Raw genomic sequence first — 25,306 nt, 5'->3', positions numbered from 1 at the left:
TTCTCTAATAGCCTAAGAGTCTTCCAACTTGATAGATAATTAGCGCTAATATATAGGCAATAACTAATGCATAACCAACTGAGAAATACGTCCATTTAGCTGAACCTGTCTCTTTACGAATTGTCGCAACAGTTGCAAGACATGGTACATACAATAAGACAAAAACCATAAAGCTAAAAGCAGAAAGTGCAGAAAACTGCGTTGCCAATATTCCTTGTAAAGAATTCGCATTTGGCACGTGATAAATAATATTCATAGCAGATACAACAACTTCTTTAGCTAAAAATCCCGTTAGTAAAGAAGCACCCGCTTGCCATGTTCCAAATCCTAAAGGTGCAAGTATTGGAGTTAAGATGCCCCCAATCATTGCTAAAAAGCTATCATCCATAGAAACACCGAAACCACTTGGTCCCATATAAGATAATAACCAAATTACTACAGAACCACCAAAAATAAACGTACCAGCTTTTCGAATAAACCCTTTACCTTTATCCCAAGTGCTTCTAAACAAAGCTTTACCTTGTGGCATACGGTACGGTGGGAGTTCTACGACAAATAATGAAAACTCACCCTTTAATATAGTAGATGAAAAAACCTTAGCTAATATTAATGCAACTACTATTCCAAGTATATACAGTGAAAATACAACTATTGCTTGATTTTTCGCGAAAAACGCTCCAACGAATAGTGCATATACCGGTAAACGCGCCGAACAAGACATTAATGGTGTTAACAAAATCGTGAGCAGTCTCTCTCTAGGCTGTTCAATTGTTCTGGCAGCCATTACTCCAGGTACATTACAACCAAATCCAATAATCATTGGAATAAATGCTTTTCCGGTTAAACCAACCATTTCCATCGAACGATCCATTACTAAAGCCGCACGAGACATATATCCAAAATCTTCAAGGAATGAAATTAGTAAAAACAAAATAAAAATTTGTGGAACAAAGACTAAAACTCCACCAACACCAGCAACAATACCATCAAGAATAACTGCTTTTATAAAACCAGATGCATGAATTACATTTAAGCCGTTTGTAAGCCAGTCTGTCACAGGTCCTGATAAAAACCCATCTAATGCGTCAGATAATGGTAACCCTAACCAATCAAAAGTAAGCTTAAACATTAAAAACATCGTCGCTAAGAAAATAGGAATACCCAAAATTGGATGTGTTACAAATCGATCGATCCGATCAGTTAATGTAACTGCTTCATTCGATTCTTTCTCTACAGATTTACCAATTAACTGTGATATCACTTCTTTTCTTGCTGAATAAATCCACTTAGAAGGTGCTACACCATGTTCACTACTTAATTGTTCCTCTGTTAATTTAATGATTTCGCCAATTTTACTAAAATCGTAAGATGAAGATATAAATTCTATTACTTCTTTATTACCCTCTAGAATTTGTATTGCAGTCCATCTTTTAGGAATAGTTAAGGTTGAAGGTAATAGCGTCATAATATTTTTAATACCATCTTCAATAATTTTTCCATAATCAATTTCAAACTCAACTTCGGCTTGAGGAATAGTCGCTAGTATTTCATTTACTTCGTCTGTTCCCTTACCCGATCTAGCATCAATTGGAATAACTGGTACTTTTAATATCTTTGAGATACTAGAAGGATCAATTGAAATCCCTCTCCTTTTAGCAACGTCAACCATATTTAGACCAATAATCATTGATTTATTAAACTCTAGAAGTTGAAGAGTTAGCATTAAATTTCTCTCTAATTGAGCAGCGTCAACTATATTTATCATCCCATCAAATGTTTCATTTACAAAAAAATGTGAAACAACGGCCTCATCCTTTGAAAGAGGGCTTAGAGAATAAATACCTGGTAAATCAATTAAATTTCCAAGTTTATTTTTTATAGTCCCTACCTTTTTTTCAACAGTAACCCCACTCCAATTTCCTACGTATTGGTATGTACCTGTTAAATTATTAAATAGAGAAGTTTTTCCTGTATTTGGATTTCCAATAAGTGCTATATTTAACATATTTTTTCTACCTTTATCCCAGATGCATCATTAAATCGAATACCAAGTGATTGTCCGCAATTTTCAATCATACAAGGCCCTTTGAACGGCATTGTACATTGTAAGCAGACCATAGCCCCTTCACTTATTCCAAGATCTAAAAGACGTCTCTTCACTGCCTCACCAAGTGATGACAAGTCTGTAATTTTTGCTTTTTCGCCCTTTTTTAATTCTGAAAGTAACATGAATGATTCCCCCGAATCAAAACTATTTTATCTAAAATACTTAAGAATGATAATCCTTATCAACTAACTTTATTTTAAATTAAGAATTATAATTTGTCTATGCAACTATTAGAAAAGGTTTACATTAGAAAAAGTTTCCAAACGAGAAATGAAAATAAAAAAACCTACAAAGAAAATTCTTTGTAAGTTTTTCATAAAACCGACAATTATCAGTTCTCTCTTTTATATTATTTTAAATCTTTAACTTCTTTTAACACGCTCTTTAATTCATCACCAGCTTGGTTTAATGTATCTGCATCAAGTGGTGAAACTTTTACTCCCGCTTCAATAATATGAAGTGGAGTTTCAACTTTTCCATACAATGCTTTGTCTTTATCTTTTACTGAGTCTTCGAATTTTTCCCATGATTTCTCAAGCGCTTCTCCGCTTTCTTTTGCTTTTGCTTCATCCTTATTCGAAACCTGTGTTTTTAGTTCAGAAATCGTTTTGATCATATCGTCAGATCCTGATTTAATTGCATTGTCTGTGTTCGTTCCACATGCAGATAAAGTTAAAGATAGTCCTAGAGCCATTGCCGCGATCAATTTTTTATTAGATAACATTTTTCGTTCCCTCCGAATTTTTACTACTTTTTTTATTATTTTTATTCGAGAATCTATTATAAATAACAGTTATACAAGCTATTAGTAACAAGAACATCTGTGGTACAAAGCTCTCCCAAGTAGAATAGATTGCAAAGAAATCTATTGTTGGAATAGGAGCTTGGGTAGCAGGAAGTAATCCTGAAAGTTGTAAACCGTGAATACCCATACCCGCAAATTTAAAACATAAGTAGAACATTAAGATACTTGAAACTAGGAAAAATGGTCTCATTGGAATCTTTAAGCCAACCTTTAATATTAAGAAGCTCAGTATTGCTAAAATAGCAAACCCTAACGCAATTCCTATTAATAAAGATGATAGTTTAATTGATGATGCCATTCCAATAAAGAATAATACTGTTTCAGTTCCTTCGCGAAACACCGCTAAAAACGCAAGAATAGCTAAAGATAATAGGCTACCAGTATTTAATGCTTTATCACTTTTAGTTTTAATATATTGTTGCCATTGCTTCGTATTAGATTTGCTATGTAACCAATAACTCATATATAAAAGCATGACAGCCGCAAATACTCCAGTCCAACCTGCAATTAAGAAGTTGTTACTTCCAAAAGCACCTGCTGAGAATAAGATATTTACAATAACACCTAGTATAATACTGACGCCTAAACCACCACCAACACCAAACCAGATCCACTTACTTTTCTTTTCTTGACCAGACTTTTTAATAAAACCTAATAATGCTACAACTACTAGTAACGCTTCTAAACCTTCTCGAAGTAGGATTGTAATAGCATCTAACATTGTATAACTAGTTTTAGAAGCTAAAGGTAATAGATAATCACGCATATCTGTAATTGTTTTTGTAGCCGCTTTCACATCTGGCGTTTTAGCAGTTAACATTGCATAAGATGTAACCATATCTCTTTCAGAGTCAGTGTAAACTTTTTGTGATTGAGTTAATACTACACCTTCAATATTAATCCAAGATTTTCTAAATTGATTAATTTCTGAAGTTGCTCCTGATACATTATTATCTTTTAAATCTGCTAATGCTTTGTTTAATATTTCAATTAAATCTTCAACACTACCTGTACTTTTTGAACTTAATTTTGAACTAGCAAACTGATGAGAAATAAACTTTTCATTTACAACTTCCAATTCTTTAAGTGCAGTAATAAGTGCATTTTGATTCACTGTTTTTTGTGCTAGGTTATACTGAACCATTCCCATAGCTTCCTCGATTTTGCCATATGCATCAATCGATTTATTTTTTATACCATCCTCTTTATCAAGCCAATCATCGTTGAATTTTTTATATTCCTGCTCGGCAGACTTAAAATCCCCTTTTTGTGCAGCTTGGATTGCATTTTCTACAAAAGTATTTGCAGTGGTTAAATCCTCTTCAGGGCTAGCTGCAAAGGTTTTAAACGGTAAAACAAGTAAAAGTAAAACTGTTAAAGTTACTTTGATAAGTGTTTGCTTCATGGTTGATTTTCCCCTTAAGTAAAAATGATAATCATTATCACATCTTGATAATAAAGGTATTTCATATCACAGTCAATTATATTTTTATTAACTATTTTTAATGTTAATATCAACATTCGAGTAAATTAAAAAAACTGAGGAACTTTTTCTTCAGCTTTTAATGTCTATGCTAACTAAGAGCTTCAAAAGACATCCCTTCATTTTTAAATTCATACTTTCTAATATGGCCAATCTTCTATTGAGATGGCAGTATATGGGTAACTTTGTTTCCAAGCAATTTTTACTTATAACGCATCCAAAAGAGACTGCCTCATAAGNNCTTATGAGGCAGTCTCTTTTTTAAAATTTTTAGTTAGATGAACCAACCAAAATCTTTTGTTCAATATTTAAAATTTTGTATAACTCATCAAGTTTTTGTATTTCATAAGTAGGGATTAGATCTGTATCATTTGATAGTGCTTTTGAATTAACCCAGCAAGTATCTATTCCCGCTCCGACTCCACCAGTAATATCCGCACTGAACGAATCTCCAATGATCAAAGTCTTATCCAACTCGATATTTGGAATTCGAGCAAATACATAATCAAAGTACTCTTTCATTGGTTTTTGATAGCCAGTGTCCTCAGAAACAAAAATATCTTTAAAGAATGGATAAACCCTAGCAGCATTTAATCTTTTGTATTGTGTCTTTGAAACGCCATTTGTCACAATATACAAATCAAAATGATCCTGAAGATTTGAAAGTAATTCGAAAGCCCCTTCAATTAATTGATTGCCTTCTCCTAAGTAATTTTGAAAAGTCTGTTCTAGCATTAAACCGTCTACATCGATACCGAACTCTTTAAATAAAGTTGAAAATCGGGTATTTAATATGTCATCGCGACTTATTTTCCCCTCTTCAAAAGCCTTCCAAAGTCCATGGTTAATTTCCTTATATCTCGACGTAATTTCAGTCGTTAACGGTATATTTTGATCTTTAAATAGAGATTGTAATGCTACTTTTTCTGCTGCGCCAAAATCTAATAATGTATCATCTACATCTAATAATAATGTCTTGTAAGTTTTCATAACATTTTCCCCATCCCTATTATATTAAAATCATATTTTACTAGATTACCATTAAATCAAATTAGCTGTTTTATACGTTTAAAGCTTATTCCGCTTAATTTAAAAACTAATATACCACTTATAATCAGCAATACTCCAATTAATTGCTTAGAAGTAAACGGAACTTTCTCAAGACCTAGCCACCCTTTAGTATCAAATAATAATGCAAACAATAATTGTGATGTCAGAATTATTGATGTTGCATAGGTTGGCCCAAGTATTCTAATCCCTTTCGTTAAGCAGAATACAACTCCTACACCAACAATGCCACTAAACCAATACCAAACTTTCATATTATGCAAATCAAATAATTGTTTCCCATCAAGGAAAAGACCCATAATTAGTGAAGCTATAAAGCCCATTCCTAATACAAATGTTGTTGTGACCCATATTCCAGTCCGTTCATTAACCTTACTATTAAATATACTTTGTAAGCCAATAAGTGCACCCGCGATTAAAGATAAAAGTAATCCATAAAGCATAAGCTTACACACCTCCCAAATTTAGCAATGTGATTTTTTATTCGTAAATATTATTACTCGCAAGAATACTCAGGCCATCTCTATTTTTTATAAGAATGCTCCCATTTTTTCGCTCTACTAGGCCATCCTTACAGAATTGTTGAATAACTCTATTAACATGTCGATAACTCGTTCCGATCAGATTTGCCGCATCTTTAAGATTGATCGTATTTAAATTATCATTGAGTAAAGAATTTGTATCATCGTATGAAATGGATAATAAATAGCTCGCTAAGCGTACTTCTACTGGATACATTAAGTTAAAACTCATCGAATTCGATTTAATATAAAACTTTTCCGTTATGACCTTTAATAGGAATTGAAGAAACGGTGTATAGTTTTTGCTAAGTTTTTTTAACCAACGATAGTCTATAGAGATCACTTCCACCGTAGAAATTGCTTCCACCGTATTAATATAATTCGATTCTCTTACATATTCGATATCACCGATTAATTCAAGAGGCGTTTTAAACGATAGGATTAATGTTTTCCCTTCAGCTGAGGAAGTATAAACTTTTACCTTTCCTTTTACTAAAATAAACATTGTTTGTGCCGAGTCTCCTTGAGAACAAATAAATGCTCCTTGATCGAATCGTTGAATAGTCATATGAGTTCTTAATTCATCATTAAAGACTTCTTCAATACGATGTTCAGCTAAAAATTGATTAATTTGTTCTATATCACTAGAAATATTCAAGTTAAAATCACCTCCAGTAGGTTATAAGTTAAGATCCTAGCACAATGACACCAATCATCATCATTCCAATTCCAATTAATTGGGTTGGAGTTATATTAAGCTTTTTTACTCCGAACCAACCTCTACTATCAATAATAAAAGTTAAACATAGCTGTGCGATTAACAGCGTTGAAACTGAAAAGGTAACACCATTCAAATGAATTGCCGTCACATTACAAAAAATAACAAACGCTCCAAATGCTCCACTTGTTAAATAAATTGGATTTACTTTCTTAACTTCAGCTAAATTTTTATCTTTTATTATAAGTAGAATTAAAAATGCAACAAGAAAACCAGTAAATTGTGTAATCGTAGCTGCTTGCCAAGTACCTATATCACTACTAATTTTCGAATTTGCGACTCCTTGTAGCGTGATGAATGCTCCAGCTAAAATTGCTAATATAATTCCTTTCATATACTTTCTCTCCTGACATTTTGATTTCTTCATTATTAAACGATATTGGAGGCATGTTTGGAAAGGACATATGTCCCAAGATGATTTAGATGAAGAATCGGCCTGTGGAAAACTTTAATGTATAGCTAAAATTTGCAAAGTTCTGTGGATTATTGCATTAATCTTTATTAGAAAGCAATTTTTTTGTGGATACTCCGTTATTATGTGGAAAACCGATAACTGTTTTTCATTGAATTTGAGATGAGAAAAATATACTTTTTGTGGATAATTTGTGATGAACTTGTTTTCGGGATGGGTGGTAAGTCCTATATTAAATTATGGGAATCGCAATTAAGCGATAAAGCCAAAAAAATCAGGCCATATTGGTAGCCTGATTTTTTTCATATTAGATTACTTCTTCACTTACTAAAATTGATTCCATTAAAAGCTTAATTTCATTAATCTTATTTTGATTAAATAAATCAACAATTTTACTTCCAACAATGACCCCATCGCAATCTTGGCACAATTCTTTTACTTGATCAGGACTAGATACGCCGAATCCAGCTATAACCGGTTTATTACTAACTTCTTTAACACCTTTTAGAAAGGATGATAAACTTACGTCTAGTTCATTTCGAACACCAGTAATCCCTTTTACCGTTACTGTGTATAAAAAACCTTTGCCTTTTTCTGCAATTTTAATGATTCGTTCTTTTGGTGTTGTCATTGTAACTAGTCGAATTAGTTCTACTTCAAATTCTTCTAGTTTATTTATGATAATCTCTTCTTCTTCAATTGGTAGGTCAGGTATAATGCAACCGTCTACTCCTGCTTGTTTGAGGTCAGCTACGAATTTATCAATTCCGTAAGCTAGAATAGGATTCATGTACGTCATAACGATTAAAGGTACTGAAACCAATTTTCGAACCTCTTTGATTTTTTCAAGAACGGCTTTTAAAGTTGTACCTTCTTGTAGTGCTCGAATGCCTGCTTGCTGAATTACTGGTCCGTCAGCTACTGGGTCTGAAAAAGGTATTCCTATTTCAATCGCTGATGCACCAAATTTTTCTAGTAAGGCTAATCTTCCTCCTAATACTTCTAGACCACCGTCGCCTGCCATTATATAAGGAATAAATAATTTTTCACCTTTTTTAATTCGCTCTGAAAACTGACATTCAATTCGATTCATGATTATTTTTCCTCCTTTAATCGATCTCGAACGGTATGCACATCTTTATCGCCTCGACCAGATAAACAAATGATTAAATTTTCGTCTTTACCCATTATTTTTGCTTGCTTTATTGCGTATGCAACTGCGTGTGCGCTTTCTAGTGCTGGAATAATTCCTTCTAGTCTCGCTAATAATTGGAATGCGTCGAGCGCTTCTTCATCTGTAATTGATTCATATTTTACTCGGTCAATATCCTTCAAATAACAATGCTCTGGTCCAACTCCTGGATAATCAAGTCCAGCTGAAATTGAATGTGCTTCTTGTATTTGACCGTCCTCATCTTGAAGCAAATACATTAGTGCACCGTGTAATACACCTGGCACACCTTTTGTTAACGAAGCTGCTTGTTTATCTGTATCAATTCCGTGTCCGGCCGCTTCTACTCCAAACAGTTTTACACTTTCATCTGTAATAAATGGATGGAACATACCAATTGCATTACTTCCTCCACCAATACATGCAACGACTGCATCAGGAAGCTTGCCTTCTTTTTCTAGAAACTGTTGTCGCGTTTCCTTTCCGATAACACTTTGAAAATCGCGAACCATCATTGGAAATGGGTGTGGTCCCATAACTGAACCTAACAAGTAATGTGTGTCATCAACATTTGCAACCCAGTAACGAAGTGCCTCATTTACTGCATCCTTTAATGTCGCGCTCCCCGATTCAACACTAATAACTTTCGCGCCTAGTAATTCCATACGGAACACATTTAATTCTTGTCGACGAACATCTTCAGCACCCATAAAAATCACACAATCTAAATTTAATAGCGCACAAACCGTTGCAGTTGCTACACCGTGTTGACCCGCACCTGTTTCTGCAACAATTTTTCGTTTGCCCATTCGTAAAGCAAGTAATGCCTGACCAATCGCATTATTTATTTTGTGAGCTCCAGTATGATTTAAATCTTCTCGTTTTAAATAAATTTTTGCTCCATTTGCATGCTTAGTTAAATTTTCTGCGAAGTAAAGTGGCGTTTGGCGACCTACGTAGTCCTTTAATAGGTTTTCAATTTCCTCATTGAAAGTCGGATCATCTTTAATAGTTGAATATGCTTCCTCTAATTCAGTAATTGCTTGAACAAGCGTTTCAGGTATATATTTTCCGCCATACATACCAAAGTGTCCTTTTACATCTGGAAGTGTGTACGTAGTCATTTAAATTCCTCCTAATTTTACTTTTTTTATAAACATTTTAATTTTTTCATAGTCCTTTTTGCCGTTCGTTTCAACTCCGCTACTTACGTCAACCATCAATGGTTTAACAATATTACAAGCCGGTAATACATTATCAATTGTTAATCCGCCCGCTAAAACCAAGTTGTTAATCTTTTTAGAATTGAGGAGCTCCCAGTTAAACGTTGTTCCATTGCCGCCTCGATATTTACCGCTTGGACTATCTACTAAAACATAATCACAATCATATTCTGATAATTTTTCAACTTCCTTTTCAGACTCTACTCGTATCGCCTTTATACTTGGATATCGTAATGAACGGCAAAATTCAGGCGTTTCGTCACCATGCAACTGTAAATGCGTTAATCCAACTTCCTCGTAGATGGATTCTAAAGTTTCTTTTGATTCATTAACAAATACACCAATTTTTAAGATCGAATTTGGCAGCGATTTAATGATCTTTTTTGCTTCATCAATTTGGATTTGTCGCTTACTTTCAGCAAAAACAAACCCAATCGCATCAGCTCCTGCATCAACTGCAATCTGTGCTGAAGTCAAATCCGTAATACCACAAATTTTGACCTTCACTGCTTAGCCTCCTTAAGGATAGGAAGCATAAGCTCTTTCATATTTGTAGATAAATTATTGCTTCTCATTAATGCTTCTCCTACTAAAATCCCATTAGCTCCAGCATCTCTTACTCGTTTTGCATCATACTCATTGAAAACTCCACTTTCGCTAATAATGAAACCTCCTTGTGCTTGAATGATTGGTGCTAATTTTTCTGTTACATTTAAATTTACTTCAAACGTTTTTAAATTTCGGTTATTAATGCCATATAATTGAGGTCCAATTTTTAATGCTTTTTCCAAATCTTCCTCATCATGCACTTCCATCAACACTTCAAGGTTTTGCTGTTTAGCATATTGATATAGTCTATTTAGTTCTGTGAAAGGTAGAGCAGCAGCTATTAATAAAATAATGTTTGCTCCATGCTCTTTGGCGATATCTATTTGAACTTCATCGATCATAAAATCCTTACATAAAATCGGGATGTTAACAGCGTCTCGCACGATTTTCAGATCTTTAAATGACCCTTTAAAGAAAGTCGTATCGGTTAACACAGATATTGCGGATGCTCCATTTTCTTCATACCTTTTTGCTTGTTCCGCTGGATTTAAATTGATATTAATATCACCTTTTGATGGTGAAGCTCGCTTAAACTCAGCAATAATCGATAGAGTATCTGCACTTTTTAAATGGTCAATGAATGATAAATTCTTTGTATCGTTGACTATTTGTCTACTAATCGCTCTTAAATTTTTAATTTCGATTCGTTTTTGAGAAATAATTCGATCTAAAATTGTTTCCATTTAAATAACCTCTCTTTTTAATTTGCTAGTTTTTTCGATTAATTTTTGCAGTTTCTCGTGAGCTGCACCTGAATCGATGCTCTCCTTGGCTTTCTTAATCCCTTCATCAATGCGATTAACGATACCTGAAGTGTAGATTGCTAAACCTGCATTTAATAACACGGTATCTCTAAATACTCCCTTTTCACCTTTTAAAACTCTAAGAAGAATATCCGCATTCCTTTTTGCGTCTCCACCTTTAATTGCCTCGTTTGGGTAGTAACTTAATCCAACTTCCTCTGGATGAAGCGTCATTTTTTTAAGCTCATTATTTTCAAGTAACACGATATGATTTTCTCCTGCTAGTGAAGCCTCATCTAAGTGACCGGCGCCATTTAATACAATCGCTCGTTTACGTCCTAACTTTTTTAACACTTCTGCAAATACTTCTAAATAATCTCTACGATAGATTCCTAATAATTGAGTCTCTAATTCAACTGGATTAGTTAAAGGTCCAATTAAATTGAAAATCGTTGGAATTTGTAGCTCGCGTCGTACCTTCATTACTTTTTTCAGCCGTGGATGTACATAAGGTGCGAATAAAAAAGTCATTCCAATATCCTCTAAAAGCTCTTCTGAAGATTGCGTTGGGATCGATAACTCTACACCTAATTGTTCTAATACATCGGCACTACCTGTTTTACTAGACATGCTACGGTTGCCATGTTTGGCAATCGGAATTCCACTTGCTGCAATAACAAATGCTGAAGTGGTACTTACATTAAAGGAAGAAGAGTTATCTCCGCCTGTTCCGCAATTATCAATGACATGATGAAACTTTCTAGTAAAGCCTACGGTATGATTTCTAATGGCATTTACTAATCCGGCGATTTCATTAACTGTTTCTCCTTTTGTTTTTAAGGCAACTAGAAATGCAGCGATTTCACTATCTGATATTTGATCATCCTGTAGAATTCTTTGTACAGCTACTTGCATCTCCTCAACCGTAAAGGACTCCCGATTAGCTAAGCGTTGAAGATACTCTTTCATCTTTCAATTCCTCCTTTATTTCATTTAAAAAATTTAGTAAAAGCTGTTTTCCACATTCAGTTCCAATCGATTCTGGATGAAATTGCATCCCGTAAATTGGATATTTGCGATGTTTAATCGCCATAATTTCTTGGTCATCCATCGCAACTGCTAATGTTTCAAATATTGGAGGGATTGTTTCCTTTTCAATAACTAATGAATGATATCTCATTACCTCTAATGGCTGAGTCATATACGCAAATAAATTACTAGCGTCATGTCTAATTTTTGATGTTTTTCCGTGCTTGATTTGTTTAGCACTAATAATTTTTGCACCAAATGCATATCCGATTGCTTGGTGCCCTAAGCAAATTCCTAATATAGGGAACGTCTTATATAAAGATAGAATAAGTTCATTCGTTTCTTTCTTCTCTTCTGGCTTTCCTGGTCCTGGTGATAGAATGATTGCTTCAGGATTTAATTCTTCTATTTCAGAAATCGAAATTTTGTCATATCTTACTACCTTAACTTCTTGACCAAGCTCTCCTAAAAATTGATATAGATTGTAGGTAAACGAGTCATAGTGATCAATTAATAAAATCATGATGTTCCTCCAAAAATGCTTTTAGTTTATTAATGGTTTCTTCATATTCCTGATCCGGTTTACTGTCATAAACAATGCCAGCACCTGCTTGAATATAAGCCATTTGATTTTTTAAAATCATCGTTCGAATAGCTAAAGCAAAATCAAGATTTCCATTAACTGAAACATAGCCGACTGCACCTGAATAAACACCTCGTTTTGATACTTCTAATTCATTAATAATTTCCATTGCTCTAATCTTAGGTGCACCTGATACTGTACCAGCTGGTAAACAAGCTATTAGCGCGTCAAGTGTTGTATTTGTCTTCTTTAATTGCCCGCTAACTTCTGAAACAATATGCATCACATATTTATACTTTTCAACGTTCATGTATTTATCTAATTTGACTGTTCCAAACTCGCAAACCTTTCCTAAATCATTTCTTCCTAAATCAACAAGCATTTTATGTTCAGCTAATTCCTTTTCATCCTGTAATAAATTTCTTTCGATAATTAAATCTTGCTCGGGGGTTTTCCCTCTTTTTTTCGTACCAGCGATTGGATTCGTAATGACTTGATTATTTTGAACTTTTATCAAGCTTTCAGGAGATGTTCCAGCGACTACGCTATCTCCAAAATCAATGAAATACATATAAGGTGAAGGATTTTTGATTCGTAATTTTCGATAATAATCAAATGGATCTCCATCAAATCTAGCTCCCATTCGGTGAGATAGAACGACTTGAAAAATATCTCCTTTTTGAATCAATTGTTTTGCTTTTTCTACCTTCGACATGTAATCAGCCTTACTAATCTCTGAATTGAAAGTGGAAAATACAACAGGTTTGACTTCCTCTTGCTCTGCATTTGTAAAAATCTCTTGCATCAGCCTCTGAATACCTGCCTTCAGATCTATTAGAGTTGTATCTTCTGAAAGCTTGGTTCCGACTAAATGAATTTTCTGTTCTAAATGATCAAACACAATAAAAACTTCAAAAAACATTAAATGCAGATCTGGCATTTCTAGTACGTCTTCTAACTCTTCGCCGATCTCTTCAAATTGACGAATGATATCGTATCCAACGTATCCAATTCCTCCTCCAATGAATGGAAAATCGGTTTCTTCCGGGTATTCTTGCTCTAATAATAGTTCCTTCAGTTTTAAAAGTGGATTACCGATAAATTCTTTTGTTTCACCGTGTTGATCAATGATTTGGCCACCTTGTTTCGTACCAACCAATTCAAAAGTAGGATTAGAACCGACAAATGAATAACGTCCAGAATCTTGATGCTTATAAGAGCTTTCAAATAAGAATTTTTTGCTACCGCTCAATTTCTTAAATACCGAAATCGGTGTAAATAAATCTCCCGCTATCGTTTCAATAAATAGTTCAGCCTTGTGTTTCACGCCCAATTAGCTCGCCCCCAAAAAGTTTTGATGAAAATAAAAAAGTCCCCTATATACACAAAAATTGTGTATATAGAGGACGATTAGTTGCTACCGCGGTGCCACCTCGATTGGATATCAGATTGTTCTGAAATCCCACTTTTCAGATACGGGAATTAATTGGACCTGATCTTCCAATTTCCGATATCCTATCCTTTTAACGGTAGAAATCCGTGCATCCCTACTGTAAGTTCAAGATGCCTCTCGTAAGCCCATTCGATAAAGGTTCCTGTATTAGACTCCCACCATTGTCTAACTCTCTGTGACATTCACCAATATTTACTCTTCTTACTCAGCGATTTATTGTTATTTAATTAAAAAGAAATACAAAAAGGGCCCCCCGTCCTAAAAAGGACGAGAGACCCGTGGTGCCACCTTCATTAGCTGATTAACAGCTCGCTTTGTCAGTATCCAATCAAATTTAGATTGAATACCCGTCTTTTGTAACAAGAAGACTACTCGCCAAAGCCTACTACTCTTTTAAGGTTCGGTTTGAATGCTCGGAAGTCCATTCGCGATTACTTTCACACTGATTCGCACCAACCATCAGCTCTCTTTAGTTTCCGTAATCGTTACTACTCTTCGTCAACGCAAAGGAAATATAAATGTTCATTTAAATTAATTGTCCTTATATTATTATGCGAAAAATAAAAAGTCAACAGGTTTCTTTCTACAAGATTCGATTTTTCTGTTATAAACAAACTGAAATCCTAGATTTTTGTTAATCTAAAAAAATTGATTTCGGACATTGTTTTTCATATGAATCTTCCTTGCATATGTAACCAAATTGTGGAAAGAATAAACACAATTAGACCGTCCATCTGGGAGGGATCAATTTGAGATCCGATACAACAAATAAACAAGATGTTTTGACAAATAATCTAAAAAATAATATTGAGATGATTCAAGAATATTTATGTCATACAGAAGATTTAGTTGTTAAGATTATTCATAAAAATGTTCAGATTTTTGCTATTTTGTTTCTTGAATCGATGATAAAAATAGAGGCACTCCAATCATTCATTATTGAACCCATTTTACGAGAAAAAAAAGATGAAACAGGTAATATCGTCAAATCATATGAAATCAAAAACTCAACAAAAATCTCCGAATTAGGAGATAGTTTATTAGATGGATTTTGTCTTATTTTAGAAGAAAATAGTTCAACCGGGATATTAGCTGCAGCTGCAGATGATAAAGAACGTGCAATTCAAGAACCTGCAAATGAACAAAATATTAATGGGCCTCATGATGGTTTTGTCGAAAATATCAATACAAATATACAATTACTGAGAAAAAGAATACATTCACCTGATTTAAAGGTTAAGTATTTTACGATTGGTAAAATTACGAATACAAAGGTGGCATTGGTTTACCTCGATTCAATTGCAAATCGAAAGCTCGTTGAAGTCATAGAAGAAAGAATTTCTAGTGTTGAGGTAGACAGCCTTCAATCTACAGGACATTTAGAAGAATTAATCGAGGATAATACTTTTTCACCATTTCCACAAGTATTAAATACAGAAAGACCGGACCGGGCTGTATCTTATCTTTTAGATGGGAAAATAAATTTACTTGTAGATGGAAACCCTACTGTGTCAGTCGTACCAATCACCTTTTTTGCTTTTTATCAAGCTCCCGATGATTATAATCATCGATGGTTGATCGGATCGTTTTTTCGAATTATTAGAGTATTTAGCTTCCTTATTGCAATCTGTCTGCCTGCAATCTACATTGCGATTGTATCTTTCCATTCTGAGGTACTACCAATCGGTATTCTATATTCTATTAGAGTCTCCTTAGAGTTTGTACCGTTTCTTCCCCTCGTAGAAGCATTTATGATGCAAATCATATTGGAGCTATTGAAGGAAGCCGCTATTAGACTACCATCTCCTATTGCTCAAACAATTGGTATTGTAGGTGGACTAGTTATTGGTACGGCTGTTGTTGAAGCTCATTTAGTGTCAAATACGATGATTGTTGTAATTGGATTTACTGCAATTGCATCCTTTGTAGCCCCTGTCAGTGAAATGGGAACTAGTATGAGATTATTAGGATTCCCAACTATGATAATGGCTTCAATTCTAGGATTTTTTGGGATTACTTTAAGTTTAATGTTAATTTTTATGCACATGTGTAAATTAAAATCTTTTGGTATGCCGTACTTTTCACCAATGGCACCTTTTAGAAAAGAAGATATCAAAGATACATTTATAAGGCTCCCTATTTGGAAACAAAATACAAGACCAACCGATGCACTTCCTCAAAAACTTGATCGGCAAAGAATGTCTAGGGCGTGGAAGAAAAAATGATAACGAATATAAATTCGATTTCTAAATTACAGCTTTATTTTTTTATTATCCAAAGTCAAATAGGTATTGGATTACTAGCCTTGCCAAATGCGGTCGAAACTACTGCTAAAGGTGATGGATGGATTTCTACATTAATTGCTGGATTAGCAGTTCAAATTACAATCATCATTTATTGGCTATTACTAAGAAAATACCCAAATGCAATCTATACGGAAATCACAAAAAAAATTTTAGGTAAATATTTAGGAAAGTTATGTAATTTATTTATTTTTATTTATTTTATTATGATTGGAAGTTTGGCTTGTGCGCTTTTTATAAGAACCATTTCTCTTTGGCTACTACCGCTTACTCCTATGTGGGTATTATCGCTAATTATTATTTTATCAAGCATTTATTTAACAATTAGCGACTTAAGAATCATTTCAAGATTTTTTGTTTTAGGATCCATTTTAATTATCTTACTTTTCTTTCTGTCCTTCTTTACCTTTTATTTACCAAAGGATTTTGGCTTTATGCTACCAGTTGGACATTCTGGTGTAAAAAATATACTAATGGGAAGTCACAAATCTTTACTCTCAATGCTAGGATTTGAAAGTATTTTACTAATATTTCCTTTTATTCTTGATTCAGAAAAAGGAATATTAAAAACTGCGAGTTTTGCCAATTTAACGGTGACACTATTCTATACATATTTCACTTTAATTTGTCTAATCAGCTTTAGTCCAACACAGCTTATGCAAATTCGGGAACCTGTTTTATATTTATTTAAAGTACTTTCATTTAGTATGATAGACCGTTTAGACTTGATTTTTTTATCAGTCTGGATCGTACCAATGACAACATCGGTCATTATTTATATGTTTTTATCAGCGAAAAGTATTAGCAAAGAAAATTCATTCAAAAAAAATGTTATTTTAAGTGGAATCCTTATTTTTATTATTACAATTTTTCCATTTGATGAAGAGCAACTAGTTCTCTTTAACAAATATGTTACTTATTTAAGTTATGTGGTTGTATTTGGACTTCCGATCATTCTCTTTTGCCTATCCTTTATCATCTCTAAGACTGAAAGGAGTGAGCAACTATGAGAAAATCTTTCTTAATCACCTTATGTTTGTTTTCCTTTTTATTAGCTGGTTGTTGGGATCAAAATCTATTAGTAGATAAAAAAATGGTGAATGGGATCAGTCTTGACATAGACCAAGACAATAATATACTAGCCACAGTTAGAGCATTAAATATTGAAAACAAAGGCGGCGGCCAATTTGAAGTGCAAGACGAACTAGTCAAAATAAAGCAATCAAATGTATCAGGGATGGCAATTGAAATTAATAATAAACTCCCAGGCCAAATTGATGTAAGTAAAGCACACATTATCTTAATTGGAAGAGAACTTGCTGCGAAAGGAATTTACCCTTTTTTAGAGGTTTTTTTCCGTCCTAGACAAGCCTCTGTTTCTACTAGAGTTGTTATCGCTGAAGATAAAGCATCAGACATTATTTCACTTGATCCTGGAACTAGTCCGATTGCATTCGAAATATTAAAAGGATTAGAAGCTGCTGAAGAAACTACAAAAATTCCGAAAGAAACTGCTTTTACAGCTTGGACAAAAATTACAGATGAAGGTAGCGATCTCGTTTTACCTTTTGTAAAAAAAGATGAAAATGATAAAATTACAATTGGTGGAATAGACTTATTTGATGGGGATAAGTTTTCAGGAATTAGCTTACCTGATGCAAAAGGAAGCCTATTATTATTAATGATGGATCGATTAACTAAGTTTAGTGAAATGGCCGTAAACTTAGGAACAAATCGTTCAATCTCATTTAGGATAAAAGATATAAAAAGGGATTTGGATTTAAAAATAGATAAAAAAACGTCAAAAATAACTTGTAAACTAAATCTAAATCTTGATTTAACAATTACGAGTTATTCAGGTAAGGTAGGCGAAAAGCTTAATAAGGACAAGTTAAATAAAGAAATTTCACAAACCCTTACTAAACAGGCGAATGAAATCACAAAATCATTACTAGATGCTAACTGTGACGCATTTGGAATTGGAAGAAGAGTTTCAAGTTCTCATCAAACTGTATGGAAAAAATTAAATTGGCAGAAAGATTATCAGGATGTTGAGTTCAAAACTACCGTAAAGGCAAAAATTGATCGAACTGGACCTGTTTTTTAAAGATACTATTTATAATATTTAATACTCTTGAGCAACATAATGTAAGGGAAAACCATCTGTTTTTTTAGGAGGAACTACTTTGATATTCGGTAAAAAAAATGATATTTTCTTTGAGATACTATTAGATATTGCTGATAATGCGAATGCTTGTGCGATCTATCTTGACGACTTTAAAATAAAAAATGCTACCGACTTAAAAACTTTTGCTCAAGAAATGAAAGCCTATGAAACAAAAGGCGATACATATATTCATAAAATTATTGTCGAACTAAACAAAACATTTATTACACCCATTGAACGTGAAGATATTCTCGAACTTGCTAATAAAATGGACGATGTGCTAGATGGGATGGAACAATGTTCAGCAACATTTGAAATGTACTCCATCATTCAAATCGATGATTTCATGATCAAATTCGTAAAAAACATCCGAGCTGCAACGAATGAAATTTTAAAAGCAATTCAACTCCTTTCAAGAAAAAAACTACTAGAGATGCGCGTACACGCGATCCAAGTAAAAGATTATGAATCACAATGCGATTCCTTATTACGTACCTCGATTAAAGAATTATTTAAAAATGAAAAGGACCCAATAAAAATCATTCAATTCAAAGAAATTTATGAAATGTTAGAAGCAGTTTCTGACAGCGCACAAGATGTAGCGAATACACTTGAACAAATTATTATGGGTAACGCTTAATTGAATAATTTAGATGGAACTGTCTCGCAAGCCGATGGACTTTTGGGGCAGTTTTTTTATTTTCTTACTGGTAATTTGAGCTGCCTCCTGCTTCTGGTAGTGGTCTCGATATGGGACAAACACGAACACTATGTGAACTTTGTTGATAAAGCTGTGAACTTCGTTGATATATTGCTATATTTTGTTGATAAATCACCTATTCTTGTTGATATATGGTCGTTTTTCGTTGATAAATACTTATTCCTGTTGGTAGATAGCCATATTTCGTTGATAAATCACCTATTCTTGTTGATATATGGTCGGTTCTCGTTGATAAGTCACTTATTCCTGTTGATTGATAGCTGTTTTTCATTGATAATTCACCTATTCTTGTTAATAGTTAGCCGTTTATCGTTTTTAATTCGATTAAATCCAAAAATGCCCACCAGTTTTCGTACTTCCTGGTGGGCTTTCACTGGTTTTTGAGACATTTTTTTATTTCTCGTCTAGCAGTTTCCTTGCAAGTTTTCTCACAATCGTACGGGGAATAAATCGAACGGCTTGAACAAGAATTTTATTTTTTAGCCCTGTCACAACAACTGTCTTCTCTTTTTTTATTGCTTCATATGTCAACTTTGCAACTTTTCTCGGTGACATCATTTTGCCTTGAAATAGTTTGGATTTATTTCCACCAGATGCATTGATTATTCCAGTTTTGGTCGGTCCTGGACATATTGCAGTTACGCTAACTCCTGTATGCTTTAATTCCTCAGATAGAGCTTCGCTGAATGAAAGTACATAAGCTTTTGAGGCAGCATAGACAGACATTAGCGGACCCGGTTGAAAAGCTGCAGTTGAAGCAATATTAATAATTTGACCTGATTTATTTTGTAGCATAGTTGGGAGAAAGTATTTTACTAGTTCAGTTAATGTAACGATATTAAGTTGAATCATATTTAACTCTTTTTCTAAATCTGTAAAACCGAAGTTGCCATATAGTGCAACCCCAGCATTATTTACAAGAAGATCTACTTCCATTTCTGATTTTAATACTTGATCGGCAATAGATTTAGCAGAGCTTTCTTGAGAAAGATCTTCCGAAATAACTAAGACTTTTATACTAAATTGCTTCATCAGCGATATTGCCATTTCTTCTAATTTATTTCTATTTCTTGCTACTAAAATTAAATTGAACTGTTCTTTTGCAAATAGCTTTGTTAATTCAAATCCGATTCCATTTGTTGCCCCTGTAATTAAAACAGTTTTTCTCTTTTGAATTTTTAAGGTCATTATTATTGTCCTTTTTCACTTTTATTGAACACTTTTCGTTTTACTATATGTTTAATAAAATAAAAAAAGGATTAGTACTTTACTATTTTTTAATTAGCTCTATAAATAATTCCATCGATTTAGTTTGCAGCTCGATTTTATCTGTGATAATTGAAAAATTCCTTTGAATAGGGGTCCCCTCTACTTTAAGATAATCGATTGTACCTAATTGCTTTTCTTTTTTTATTGTAAGTTCAGATAAATACGTAATACCCATTCCAGCTTCTACCGCTTCTTTTATTAATTGGGTACTGCCAAATTCCACAATGTTCTTAGGTCTTATCTTTAATACTTCAAATAATCGTTCAGTTGCTTCCCTTGTTCCTGACCCTTCTTCTCGAACAATCCAAGTCTCATTTTCTATTTCATCCATTGTCAAAATCTCTTTACATGAAATTTCACTTTTAGTTCCTGCAATAATATACATTTCATCATTCGCAAAAGGTTGTATCGTTAAATTTTGATTAGTCGCATCTCCTTCAACAATGCCAACGTCAACTTGATAACTTAGTACAGATTGAACAATTTCTCGAGTATTACCTATTAAAACTGATGGAACAATACTCGGGTAAGATCTTTTCATTTCCGCTAAGATTTTCGGTAACACATACTCACCAAACGTGTAACTCGCACCTATTTTTAGATGACCGCTAGCTTCATTCACCAAATCATTAACTAATGTGGTCATACGTTTATATAAACTCGTTATTTCTTTTGCATGCAAATAAACTATTTCTCCAGCTTTAGTTAACTGAACATATTTATTCGTTCTAATAAAAAGCTTTGCACCAATCTGTCTCTCTAATAATTGAATTTGTTGACTAACAGACGGTTGAGTCATATGTAATTCTTCGGCTGCTCTTGAAAAATTTCTTTTTTCAGCCACCGCCATAAAAACTAAAAGAATTTGATCCATACTCCACATCCTTATATCGCATTTACTTATTATCACTATTATAATCATTTATTTTGCTTATAGGCATCATGTAGCAAAACTCCTTGTACTCTTATAGTGAAAAAATAAAAAGACCGATTCAAAGCGAACCGGTCTTTAGCTAGTAGAACAAGTTTTCACAATATGATTTTCAGAATGAATCTGTCTTCTTTGATGACTTAACTTTTCTAACTAAATTAATTGCCAAGTATGTTAAAACCATAAAGATGAGATAGATTGACGCATAGAACCAGTATTCTTTACTTGTAAGTTTATTACTTAGAAGACTTAAAATAAAAAATGTTGTCAATGAACCTATTAATAGTCCTATTAATGTTTTTAATTTCATTTCAATACACTCCCATTTGAAGCCATTTTATAAAATTTCTACAGTCTATATAATTTATTATTGGTAAGAATATTCCATTCTAACCTTTTTAATAGAAAAATGATTGCGGGGTTACTAGGTAAAGAAAAAAGCAGGTAAAAGACTTAATAATCCTTAACCTGCTCTAAATCACTTATGTGCAAAAAATATTAGTTGTACTAAGAATAATACTGCAAAAAGATAAACAAATGGGTGTACTTCATTAAATTTGCGTTTTACGATCTTCATTATAGGATATGCAATAAAGCCTAATGCAATTCCGTTTGCAATGCTTGATGTTAAAGGCATACTAACGATAACCAAAAATGCAGGAAATGCTTCTTCAAAATCATCCCATTTAATCTCTGAAATACTTTTAATCATAAAGCAACCAACAATAATTAAACTAGGCGCTGTAATTGCGGCTACATCTGATACTGAACCGATCATTGGGCTAAAGAACGCAGCAATTACAAATAAAACAACTACAGTCAGTGAAGTTAAACCAGTTTTACCGCCTGCACCAACACCTGCAGAAGATTCTACTGTTGCTGCGGTTGGGCTTGTTCCTAACATCGCGCCAACAATAGTACCAATAGAGTCAGCAGAGAATGCACTTCCTCCCTTTTCCAACTTTCCATTTTTTAAAAGGTCTGCTTGTTTAACGATTGCTAATAATGCTCCAGTCGTATCGAATAGCATGACAAGTAAAAATGAGAAGATTACACTATAAAGTCCATATTCAATAATATCTTTAATCGAATCAATTGGATTGTAGACTAAAATCCCTTTTGGTAAATGAGGCATTGCAACAAAGCCATTTGAAAAGTCTAATTGTCCTGCAAAATAAGCAATAAGTCCTGTCGTAATCATACCAAGGAATAATGCACCGTTTAAGTTTAGTGCCATGAATACAATTGTTATAAGTAAGCCAATTAAAGTAAGTGCTACTTTAGGGGATGTAAAATCACCAATTTGAACTAGATTGGTAGGATGATCGGCTACGATACCAGATAAACGTAATCCAATAAATGTTATAAATAAACCAATTCCGGCCGCAATTGCATGTTTTAGATTGGCCGGGATCGCCTGGATTAATTTTGTACGAAATGAAGTTAATGATAATAATAAAAATAAAATACCAGTAATAAAAACTGCAGAGAAACCTACTGCATATGGAAGATTATGTCCTCCAATTACAGAATAAGTAAAATAAGCATTTAACCCCATTGCGGGTGCAATAACGATTGGATAATTAGCAATTAATGACATTGTTAATGTACCAACAACAGTTGCTAAAATAGTAGCCAAAAATGCTTGGTTAAAAGGTACACCAGCATCCTTTAAGATCATTGGATTAACAATAATGATGTACGCTAATGTTAAAAATGTTGTAAAACCAGCTAATACTTCCACTTTTAAGGAAGTATTACGTTCTTTAAGTTGAAACATGCGAAGACTCCTTTATTATACTAAAATAAAAAAACTGCCCGCTTTTCATGAGAAAAAGCAGGCAGTTTTACATTGTGTAGAAAATAAAAATCCGAAGCTCTTCCTCATAGTCTAGCAATTTACGGGCGCTAGGTAGAAACTCTTGAACCTTATTTTCAAGTTTATATGAGAAAATATTAATATATTTTATCTATCATACGACCGACCTTACAATCTGTCAATAAAAAACATTATTGTTATATAATTTAGAAAATAAAACAATGAATGTGGATAAAATAATAGTAAACAACAATGATTTAAAAGTCTTTTTATTAATAGTAGAACGGTATTCTCATTAAAAAGCTATTTATGTTATTCTGAAAATATAATTTAGAGTTTAAGGGGTTGTTTAACATTCGTTTAAATAAATTTATCAGCGAATCTGGGAAAGCTTCAAGACGCGCTGCAGACAAGTTAATTACTGAAGGTAGAGTTAAATTAAATGGCAAGGTAGCCAAAGTCGGCGATCAAGTTGAGCCTGGTGACGAAGTAATTGTGAATGGCGAACACATCAGACTAGCCCGAAATCACGTTTATATTGCTTTAAATAAACCTGTTGGCATTACATCTACGACAGAAAAAGGTGTTAAAGGAAATATTGTTGATCTAGTAAACCATCCATTACGTATCTTTAATATTGGAAGATTGGATAAAGACTCTGAAGGTTTAATCCTACTTACAAATGACGGGGATATCGTTAATGAAATTCTACGTGTTGAAAATAAGCATGAAAAAGAATATATCGTATCAGTAGATAAACCGATTACACCTGAATTTTTAACAAAAATGTCTGAAGGGGTAAAAATTCTAGGTACAAAAACATTGCCATGTGAAGTAAGGCAACTTTCGAAGTACGATTTCCAAATCATTTTAACACAAGGTTTAAATCGTCAAATTCGTCGCATGTGTGAAGCGCTTGGATATGAAGTATTTCGATTACAAAGAACTCGAATTATGAATATTCATTTAGGCAATCTACCAATGGGTCAATGGAGAGATTTATCTAAAAAAGAAAAAACTCAGCTGTTTAGAGATTTAAATTACGAACCAAATGAATGGTAAATTAAAAACAAGGAGTCCCGAGATGTAATTTATGGGACTCCTCTTTTTTAATGAGTGTAAACATATCTAACCCATTGCGGGTCCATGAGTTCCTCTTTAAAATGAAGACATTTAAGACTCTGTTAAACAATGTTTCTCTGGTTTATAGGTAATTTGTTTCCAATCAACATCCACAAATCTACGGAATTGGGCTATTTCGATGTCGGTTCCGTTTGTTAATGTAAAGAATAAAAGGCAGTAGTCAGCCCCATCATTGCCGTCAAAGTAAATATATTTAACATACTCATCTTGTATTAGTGGATGCCTTTTTTTAATTAGCTTACACCAGTTTCCAAACTTCACATCGACAACTGCTTCTGCATCATGATCCCAGCCATGGTACGGTGCACATAAGAAATCCTCTGGATATTGTTCAACATCTGAAATACGATAGCCTTTTTGTTCATGAATCAGCTTGATAAACCCATAGTAATAGCCAAAATACTCTGCTCTACTATTTTTAAATGATTCAATTGTTTCAATTTCATAAAAAAACTTTATTCCGCCTTTACTATCTGGTACTCGACAAAGCTTGATTAAACTCGTATGACCAATTCCAGCAAATGAATGAAAGTAATCATTATAGCTAAATCTTTTTTGGTACTCCTTTGATAAGAAGTTATAGGCAATTGGAAATGGAATTCGCGCTTGGCCAACCGTTCCACAACTTCGCCTGGACATGTTTTCTGCTTCTCGCAAAATGCTAAAATAGTTGATAATAGTATCTTCAGCAGTGTTAGTCAGTTCCTTTGGTAATTGAATTTGATCATACGTTTTATCATAAAAAGGGTCAAAAAACTTATAAGAATTTAGTCTTAGATTTAAAGCAGGTAAGCAAGATGGACGAAAGTATTTTTGATGATAGGCCTTTATATCTGCTTGATTTCTTAACATATTCATCACCCTAGTTTAGTTTATGGGCGTATGTTGAATGCGTGAATGGCTTAAATTCTCCATAAAAAAAGAAACCACTATTAATAATATTTAATAGCAGCTTCCTTGGGATATAA

General features: G+C 33.4%; 26 protein-coding genes, 1 riboswitch and 2 other annotated features. Of the genes, 5 read left to right on the top strand and 21 right to left on the bottom strand.

Features of this window, described 5'->3' with window-relative positions:
* Positions 1 to 4: 4 nt before the first annotated feature.
* The 15 genes from feoB to trpE form a co-directional block, all read right to left on the bottom strand.
* Complete coding sequence (gene feoB, locus CN601_RS17800; RefSeq protein ID WP_098171813.1) at positions 5 to 2,005, bottom strand: ferrous iron transport protein B; 2,001 nt, start codon at positions 2,003 to 2,005, stop codon at positions 5 to 7.
* Positions 1,999 to 2,229: a FeoA family protein gene (locus tag CN601_RS17795; protein ID WP_098118785.1), complete on the bottom strand. Its 231-nt coding sequence runs from the start codon at positions 2,227 to 2,229 to the stop codon at positions 1,999 to 2,001. Before CN601_RS17795 ends, feoB begins: the two co-directional genes overlap by 7 nt.
* A 227-nt stretch (positions 2,230 to 2,456) precedes the next feature.
* Positions 2,457 to 2,831 (bottom strand): DUF4363 family protein, encoded by a 375-nt coding sequence (locus tag CN601_RS17790; RefSeq protein ID WP_098171812.1) that lies wholly within the window; start codon positions 2,829 to 2,831, stop codon positions 2,457 to 2,459.
* A complete protein-coding gene (locus CN601_RS17785; protein WP_098171811.1) occupies positions 2,821 to 4,317 on the bottom strand; it encodes an FTR1 family iron permease in 1,497 nt (498 codons plus the stop codon). Before CN601_RS17785 ends, CN601_RS17790 begins: the two co-directional genes overlap by 11 nt.
* 348 nt (positions 4,318 to 4,665) lie before the next feature.
* Positions 4,666 to 5,385, bottom strand: coding sequence for a YjjG family noncanonical pyrimidine nucleotidase (locus CN601_RS17780; protein WP_098118788.1), 720 nt, complete (start codon positions 5,383 to 5,385; stop codon positions 4,666 to 4,668).
* Between the two features lie 56 nt (positions 5,386 to 5,441).
* Entirely contained in the window at positions 5,442 to 5,906 is a 465-nt protein-coding gene (locus tag CN601_RS17775; RefSeq protein ID WP_098171810.1) for a DMT family transporter, read from the bottom strand.
* A gap of 37 nt (positions 5,907 to 5,943) precedes the next feature.
* Positions 5,944 to 6,642, bottom strand: coding sequence for a Crp/Fnr family transcriptional regulator (locus CN601_RS17770; protein WP_257131736.1), 699 nt, complete (start codon positions 6,640 to 6,642; stop codon positions 5,944 to 5,946).
* A gap of 28 nt (positions 6,643 to 6,670) precedes the next feature.
* Positions 6,671 to 7,096 carry a DMT family transporter gene (locus CN601_RS17765; protein WP_098118791.1) on the bottom strand — a complete coding sequence of 142 codons (426 nt, stop codon included), beginning with the start codon at positions 7,094 to 7,096 and terminating at the stop codon, positions 6,671 to 6,673.
* Between the two features lie 385 nt (positions 7,097 to 7,481).
* Entirely contained in the window at positions 7,482 to 8,267 is a 786-nt protein-coding gene (gene trpA, locus CN601_RS17760) for a tryptophan synthase subunit alpha (protein WP_098118792.1), read from the bottom strand.
* A 2-nt stretch (positions 8,268 to 8,269) separates the two neighbouring features.
* Positions 8,270 to 9,469, bottom strand: coding sequence for a tryptophan synthase subunit beta (gene trpB / locus CN601_RS17755; protein ID WP_098118793.1), 1,200 nt, complete (start codon positions 9,467 to 9,469; stop codon positions 8,270 to 8,272).
* Positions 9,470 to 10,075, bottom strand: a complete 606-nt coding sequence (locus tag CN601_RS17750) for a phosphoribosylanthranilate isomerase (protein ID WP_098171809.1) — start codon at positions 10,073 to 10,075, stop codon at positions 9,470 to 9,472.
* On the bottom strand, positions 10,072 to 10,860 hold the full coding sequence (gene trpC / locus CN601_RS17745) for an indole-3-glycerol phosphate synthase TrpC (protein ID WP_098171808.1): 789 nt from the start codon (positions 10,858 to 10,860) through the stop codon (positions 10,072 to 10,074). The genes CN601_RS17750 and trpC overlap by 4 nt, the downstream gene beginning before the upstream one ends.
* Entirely contained in the window at positions 10,861 to 11,889 is a 1,029-nt protein-coding gene (gene trpD / locus CN601_RS17740; protein WP_098118796.1) for an anthranilate phosphoribosyltransferase, read from the bottom strand.
* Positions 11,861 to 12,472 carry an anthranilate synthase component II gene (locus CN601_RS17735; RefSeq protein WP_098171807.1) on the bottom strand — a complete coding sequence of 204 codons (612 nt, stop codon included), beginning with the start codon at positions 12,470 to 12,472 and terminating at the stop codon, positions 11,861 to 11,863. Before CN601_RS17735 ends, trpD begins: the two co-directional genes overlap by 29 nt.
* Entirely contained in the window at positions 12,456 to 13,865 is a 1,410-nt protein-coding gene (gene trpE / locus CN601_RS17730) for an anthranilate synthase component I (protein ID WP_098171806.1), read from the bottom strand. Before trpE ends, CN601_RS17735 begins: the two co-directional genes overlap by 17 nt.
* A gap of 66 nt (positions 13,866 to 13,931) precedes the next feature.
* Positions 13,932 to 14,203, bottom strand: a binding site (T-box leader).
* Positions 14,204 to 14,245: 42 nt separating this feature from the next.
* Positions 14,246 to 14,496: a binding site (T-box leader), on the bottom strand.
* A 238-nt stretch (positions 14,497 to 14,734) separates the two neighbouring features.
* Here trpE and CN601_RS17725 point away from each other — a divergent pair.
* From CN601_RS17725 to CN601_RS17710, 4 genes are all read left to right on the top strand, one after another.
* A complete protein-coding gene (locus CN601_RS17725; protein ID WP_257131735.1) occupies positions 14,735 to 16,210 on the top strand; it encodes a spore germination protein in 1,476 nt (491 codons plus the stop codon).
* Positions 16,207 to 17,298 carry a GerAB/ArcD/ProY family transporter gene (locus tag CN601_RS17720; protein WP_098171805.1) on the top strand — a complete coding sequence of 364 codons (1,092 nt, stop codon included), beginning with the start codon at positions 16,207 to 16,209 and terminating at the stop codon, positions 17,296 to 17,298. Before CN601_RS17725 ends, CN601_RS17720 begins: the two co-directional genes overlap by 4 nt.
* Positions 17,295 to 18,395: a Ger(x)C family spore germination protein gene (locus CN601_RS17715; protein WP_098171804.1), complete on the top strand. Its 1,101-nt coding sequence runs from the start codon at positions 17,295 to 17,297 to the stop codon at positions 18,393 to 18,395. The genes CN601_RS17720 and CN601_RS17715 overlap by 4 nt, the downstream gene beginning before the upstream one ends.
* 79 nt (positions 18,396 to 18,474) lie before the next feature.
* Positions 18,475 to 19,095, top strand: coding sequence for a DUF47 domain-containing protein (locus CN601_RS17710; RefSeq protein WP_098171803.1), 621 nt, complete (start codon positions 18,475 to 18,477; stop codon positions 19,093 to 19,095).
* 196 nt (positions 19,096 to 19,291) lie between these two features.
* On the opposite strand, the gene CN601_RS26995 is transcribed toward CN601_RS17710, so the two are convergent.
* The 5 genes from CN601_RS26995 to CN601_RS17690 all read right to left on the bottom strand — a co-directional run bounded on the left by CN601_RS26995 (position 19,292) and on the right by CN601_RS17690 (position 23,156).
* A complete protein-coding gene (locus tag CN601_RS26995) occupies positions 19,292 to 19,447 on the bottom strand; it encodes a hypothetical protein (protein ID WP_179865597.1) in 156 nt (51 codons plus the stop codon).
* A gap of 122 nt (positions 19,448 to 19,569) precedes the next feature.
* Positions 19,570 to 20,364, bottom strand: a complete 795-nt coding sequence (locus CN601_RS17705; RefSeq protein ID WP_098171802.1) for an SDR family NAD(P)-dependent oxidoreductase — start codon at positions 20,362 to 20,364, stop codon at positions 19,570 to 19,572.
* Positions 20,365 to 20,446: 82 nt separating this feature from the next.
* Positions 20,447 to 21,319 (bottom strand): LysR family transcriptional regulator, encoded by an 873-nt coding sequence (locus CN601_RS17700; RefSeq protein ID WP_098171801.1) that lies wholly within the window; start codon positions 21,317 to 21,319, stop codon positions 20,447 to 20,449.
* Between the two features lie 169 nt (positions 21,320 to 21,488).
* On the bottom strand, positions 21,489 to 21,686 hold the full coding sequence (locus CN601_RS17695; RefSeq protein ID WP_098118806.1) for a hypothetical protein: 198 nt from the start codon (positions 21,684 to 21,686) through the stop codon (positions 21,489 to 21,491).
* Between the two features lie 168 nt (positions 21,687 to 21,854).
* Positions 21,855 to 23,156 (bottom strand): NCS2 family permease, encoded by a 1,302-nt coding sequence (locus CN601_RS17690; protein ID WP_098171800.1) that lies wholly within the window; start codon positions 23,154 to 23,156, stop codon positions 21,855 to 21,857.
* 87 nt (positions 23,157 to 23,243) lie between these two features.
* A riboswitch (purine riboswitch) is annotated at positions 23,244 to 23,345 on the bottom strand.
* Between the two features lie 195 nt (positions 23,346 to 23,540).
* Between CN601_RS17690 and rluF the strand changes: the two genes are divergently transcribed.
* The gene (rluF, locus tag CN601_RS17685) at positions 23,541 to 24,257 is read left to right on the top strand and encodes a 23S rRNA pseudouridine(2604) synthase RluF (RefSeq protein ID WP_172446342.1); all 717 of its coding nucleotides are present in this window, start codon (positions 23,541 to 23,543) and stop codon (positions 24,255 to 24,257) included.
* Positions 24,258 to 24,368: 111 nt separating this feature from the next.
* On the opposite strand, the gene CN601_RS17680 is transcribed toward rluF, so the two are convergent.
* On the bottom strand, positions 24,369 to 25,190 hold the full coding sequence (locus CN601_RS17680) for a hypothetical protein (protein WP_098171799.1): 822 nt from the start codon (positions 25,188 to 25,190) through the stop codon (positions 24,369 to 24,371).
* Between the last annotated feature and the right edge of the window lie 116 nt (positions 25,191 to 25,306).

Source organism: Bacillus sp. AFS017336 (genome assembly GCF_002555445.1).
Taxonomy (GTDB): Bacteria; Bacillota; Bacilli; order Bacillales; family Bacillaceae_G; genus Gottfriedia.
The sequence above is the reverse complement of the archived record's forward strand: the minus strand, read 5'-3'. Positions and strand labels throughout refer to the sequence as shown.

Excerpts from the sequence above, each read along its gene's own strand:
- feoB (WP_098171813.1), bottom strand. The coding sequence starts at position 2,005 with ATGTTAAATATAGCACTTATTGGAAATCCAAATACAGGAAAAACTTCT.
- CN601_RS17795 (WP_098118785.1), bottom strand. The coding sequence starts at position 2,229 with ATGTTACTTTCAGAATTAAAAAAGGGCGAAAAAGCAAAAATTACAGAC.
- CN601_RS17790 (WP_098171812.1), bottom strand. The coding sequence starts at position 2,831 with ATGTTATCTAATAAAAAATTGATCGCGGCAATGGCTCTAGGACTATCT.
- CN601_RS17785 (WP_098171811.1), bottom strand. The coding sequence starts at position 4,317 with ATGAAGCAAACACTTATCAAAGTAACTTTAACAGTTTTACTTTTACTT.
- CN601_RS17780 (WP_098118788.1), bottom strand. The coding sequence starts at position 5,385 with ATGAAAACTTACAAGACATTATTATTAGATGTAGATGATACATTATTA.
- CN601_RS17775 (WP_098171810.1), bottom strand. The coding sequence starts at position 5,906 with ATGCTTTATGGATTACTTTTATCTTTAATCGCGGGTGCACTTATTGGC.
- CN601_RS17765 (WP_098118791.1), bottom strand. The coding sequence starts at position 7,096 with ATGAAAGGAATTATATTAGCAATTTTAGCTGGAGCATTCATCACGCTA.
- trpA (WP_098118792.1), bottom strand. The coding sequence starts at position 8,267 with ATGAATCGAATTGAATGTCAGTTTTCAGAGCGAATTAAAAAAGGTGAA.
- trpB (WP_098118793.1), bottom strand. The coding sequence starts at position 9,469 with ATGACTACGTACACACTTCCAGATGTAAAAGGACACTTTGGTATGTAT.
- trpC (WP_098171808.1), bottom strand. The coding sequence starts at position 10,860 with ATGGAAACAATTTTAGATCGAATTATTTCTCAAAAACGAATCGAAATT.
- trpD (WP_098118796.1), bottom strand. The coding sequence starts at position 11,889 with ATGAAAGAGTATCTTCAACGCTTAGCTAATCGGGAGTCCTTTACGGTT.
- CN601_RS17735 (WP_098171807.1), bottom strand. The coding sequence starts at position 12,472 with ATGATTTTATTAATTGATCACTATGACTCGTTTACCTACAATCTATAT.
- CN601_RS17720 (WP_098171805.1), top strand. The coding sequence starts at position 16,207 with ATGATAACGAATATAAATTCGATTTCTAAATTACAGCTTTATTTTTTT.
- CN601_RS17715 (WP_098171804.1), top strand. The coding sequence starts at position 17,295 with ATGAGAAAATCTTTCTTAATCACCTTATGTTTGTTTTCCTTTTTATTA.
- CN601_RS26995 (WP_179865597.1), bottom strand. The coding sequence starts at position 19,447 with ATGAAAAACAGCTATCAATCAACAGGAATAAGTGACTTATCAACGAGA.
- CN601_RS17705 (WP_098171802.1), bottom strand. The coding sequence starts at position 20,364 with ATGACCTTAAAAATTCAAAAGAGAAAAACTGTTTTAATTACAGGGGCA.
- CN601_RS17700 (WP_098171801.1), bottom strand. The coding sequence starts at position 21,319 with ATGGATCAAATTCTTTTAGTTTTTATGGCGGTGGCTGAAAAAAGAAAT.
- CN601_RS17695 (WP_098118806.1), bottom strand. The coding sequence starts at position 21,686 with ATGAAATTAAAAACATTAATAGGACTATTAATAGGTTCATTGACAACA.
- CN601_RS17690 (WP_098171800.1), bottom strand. The coding sequence starts at position 23,156 with ATGTTTCAACTTAAAGAACGTAATACTTCCTTAAAAGTGGAAGTATTA.
- CN601_RS17680 (WP_098171799.1), bottom strand. The coding sequence starts at position 25,190 with ATGTTAAGAAATCAAGCAGATATAAAGGCCTATCATCAAAAATACTTT.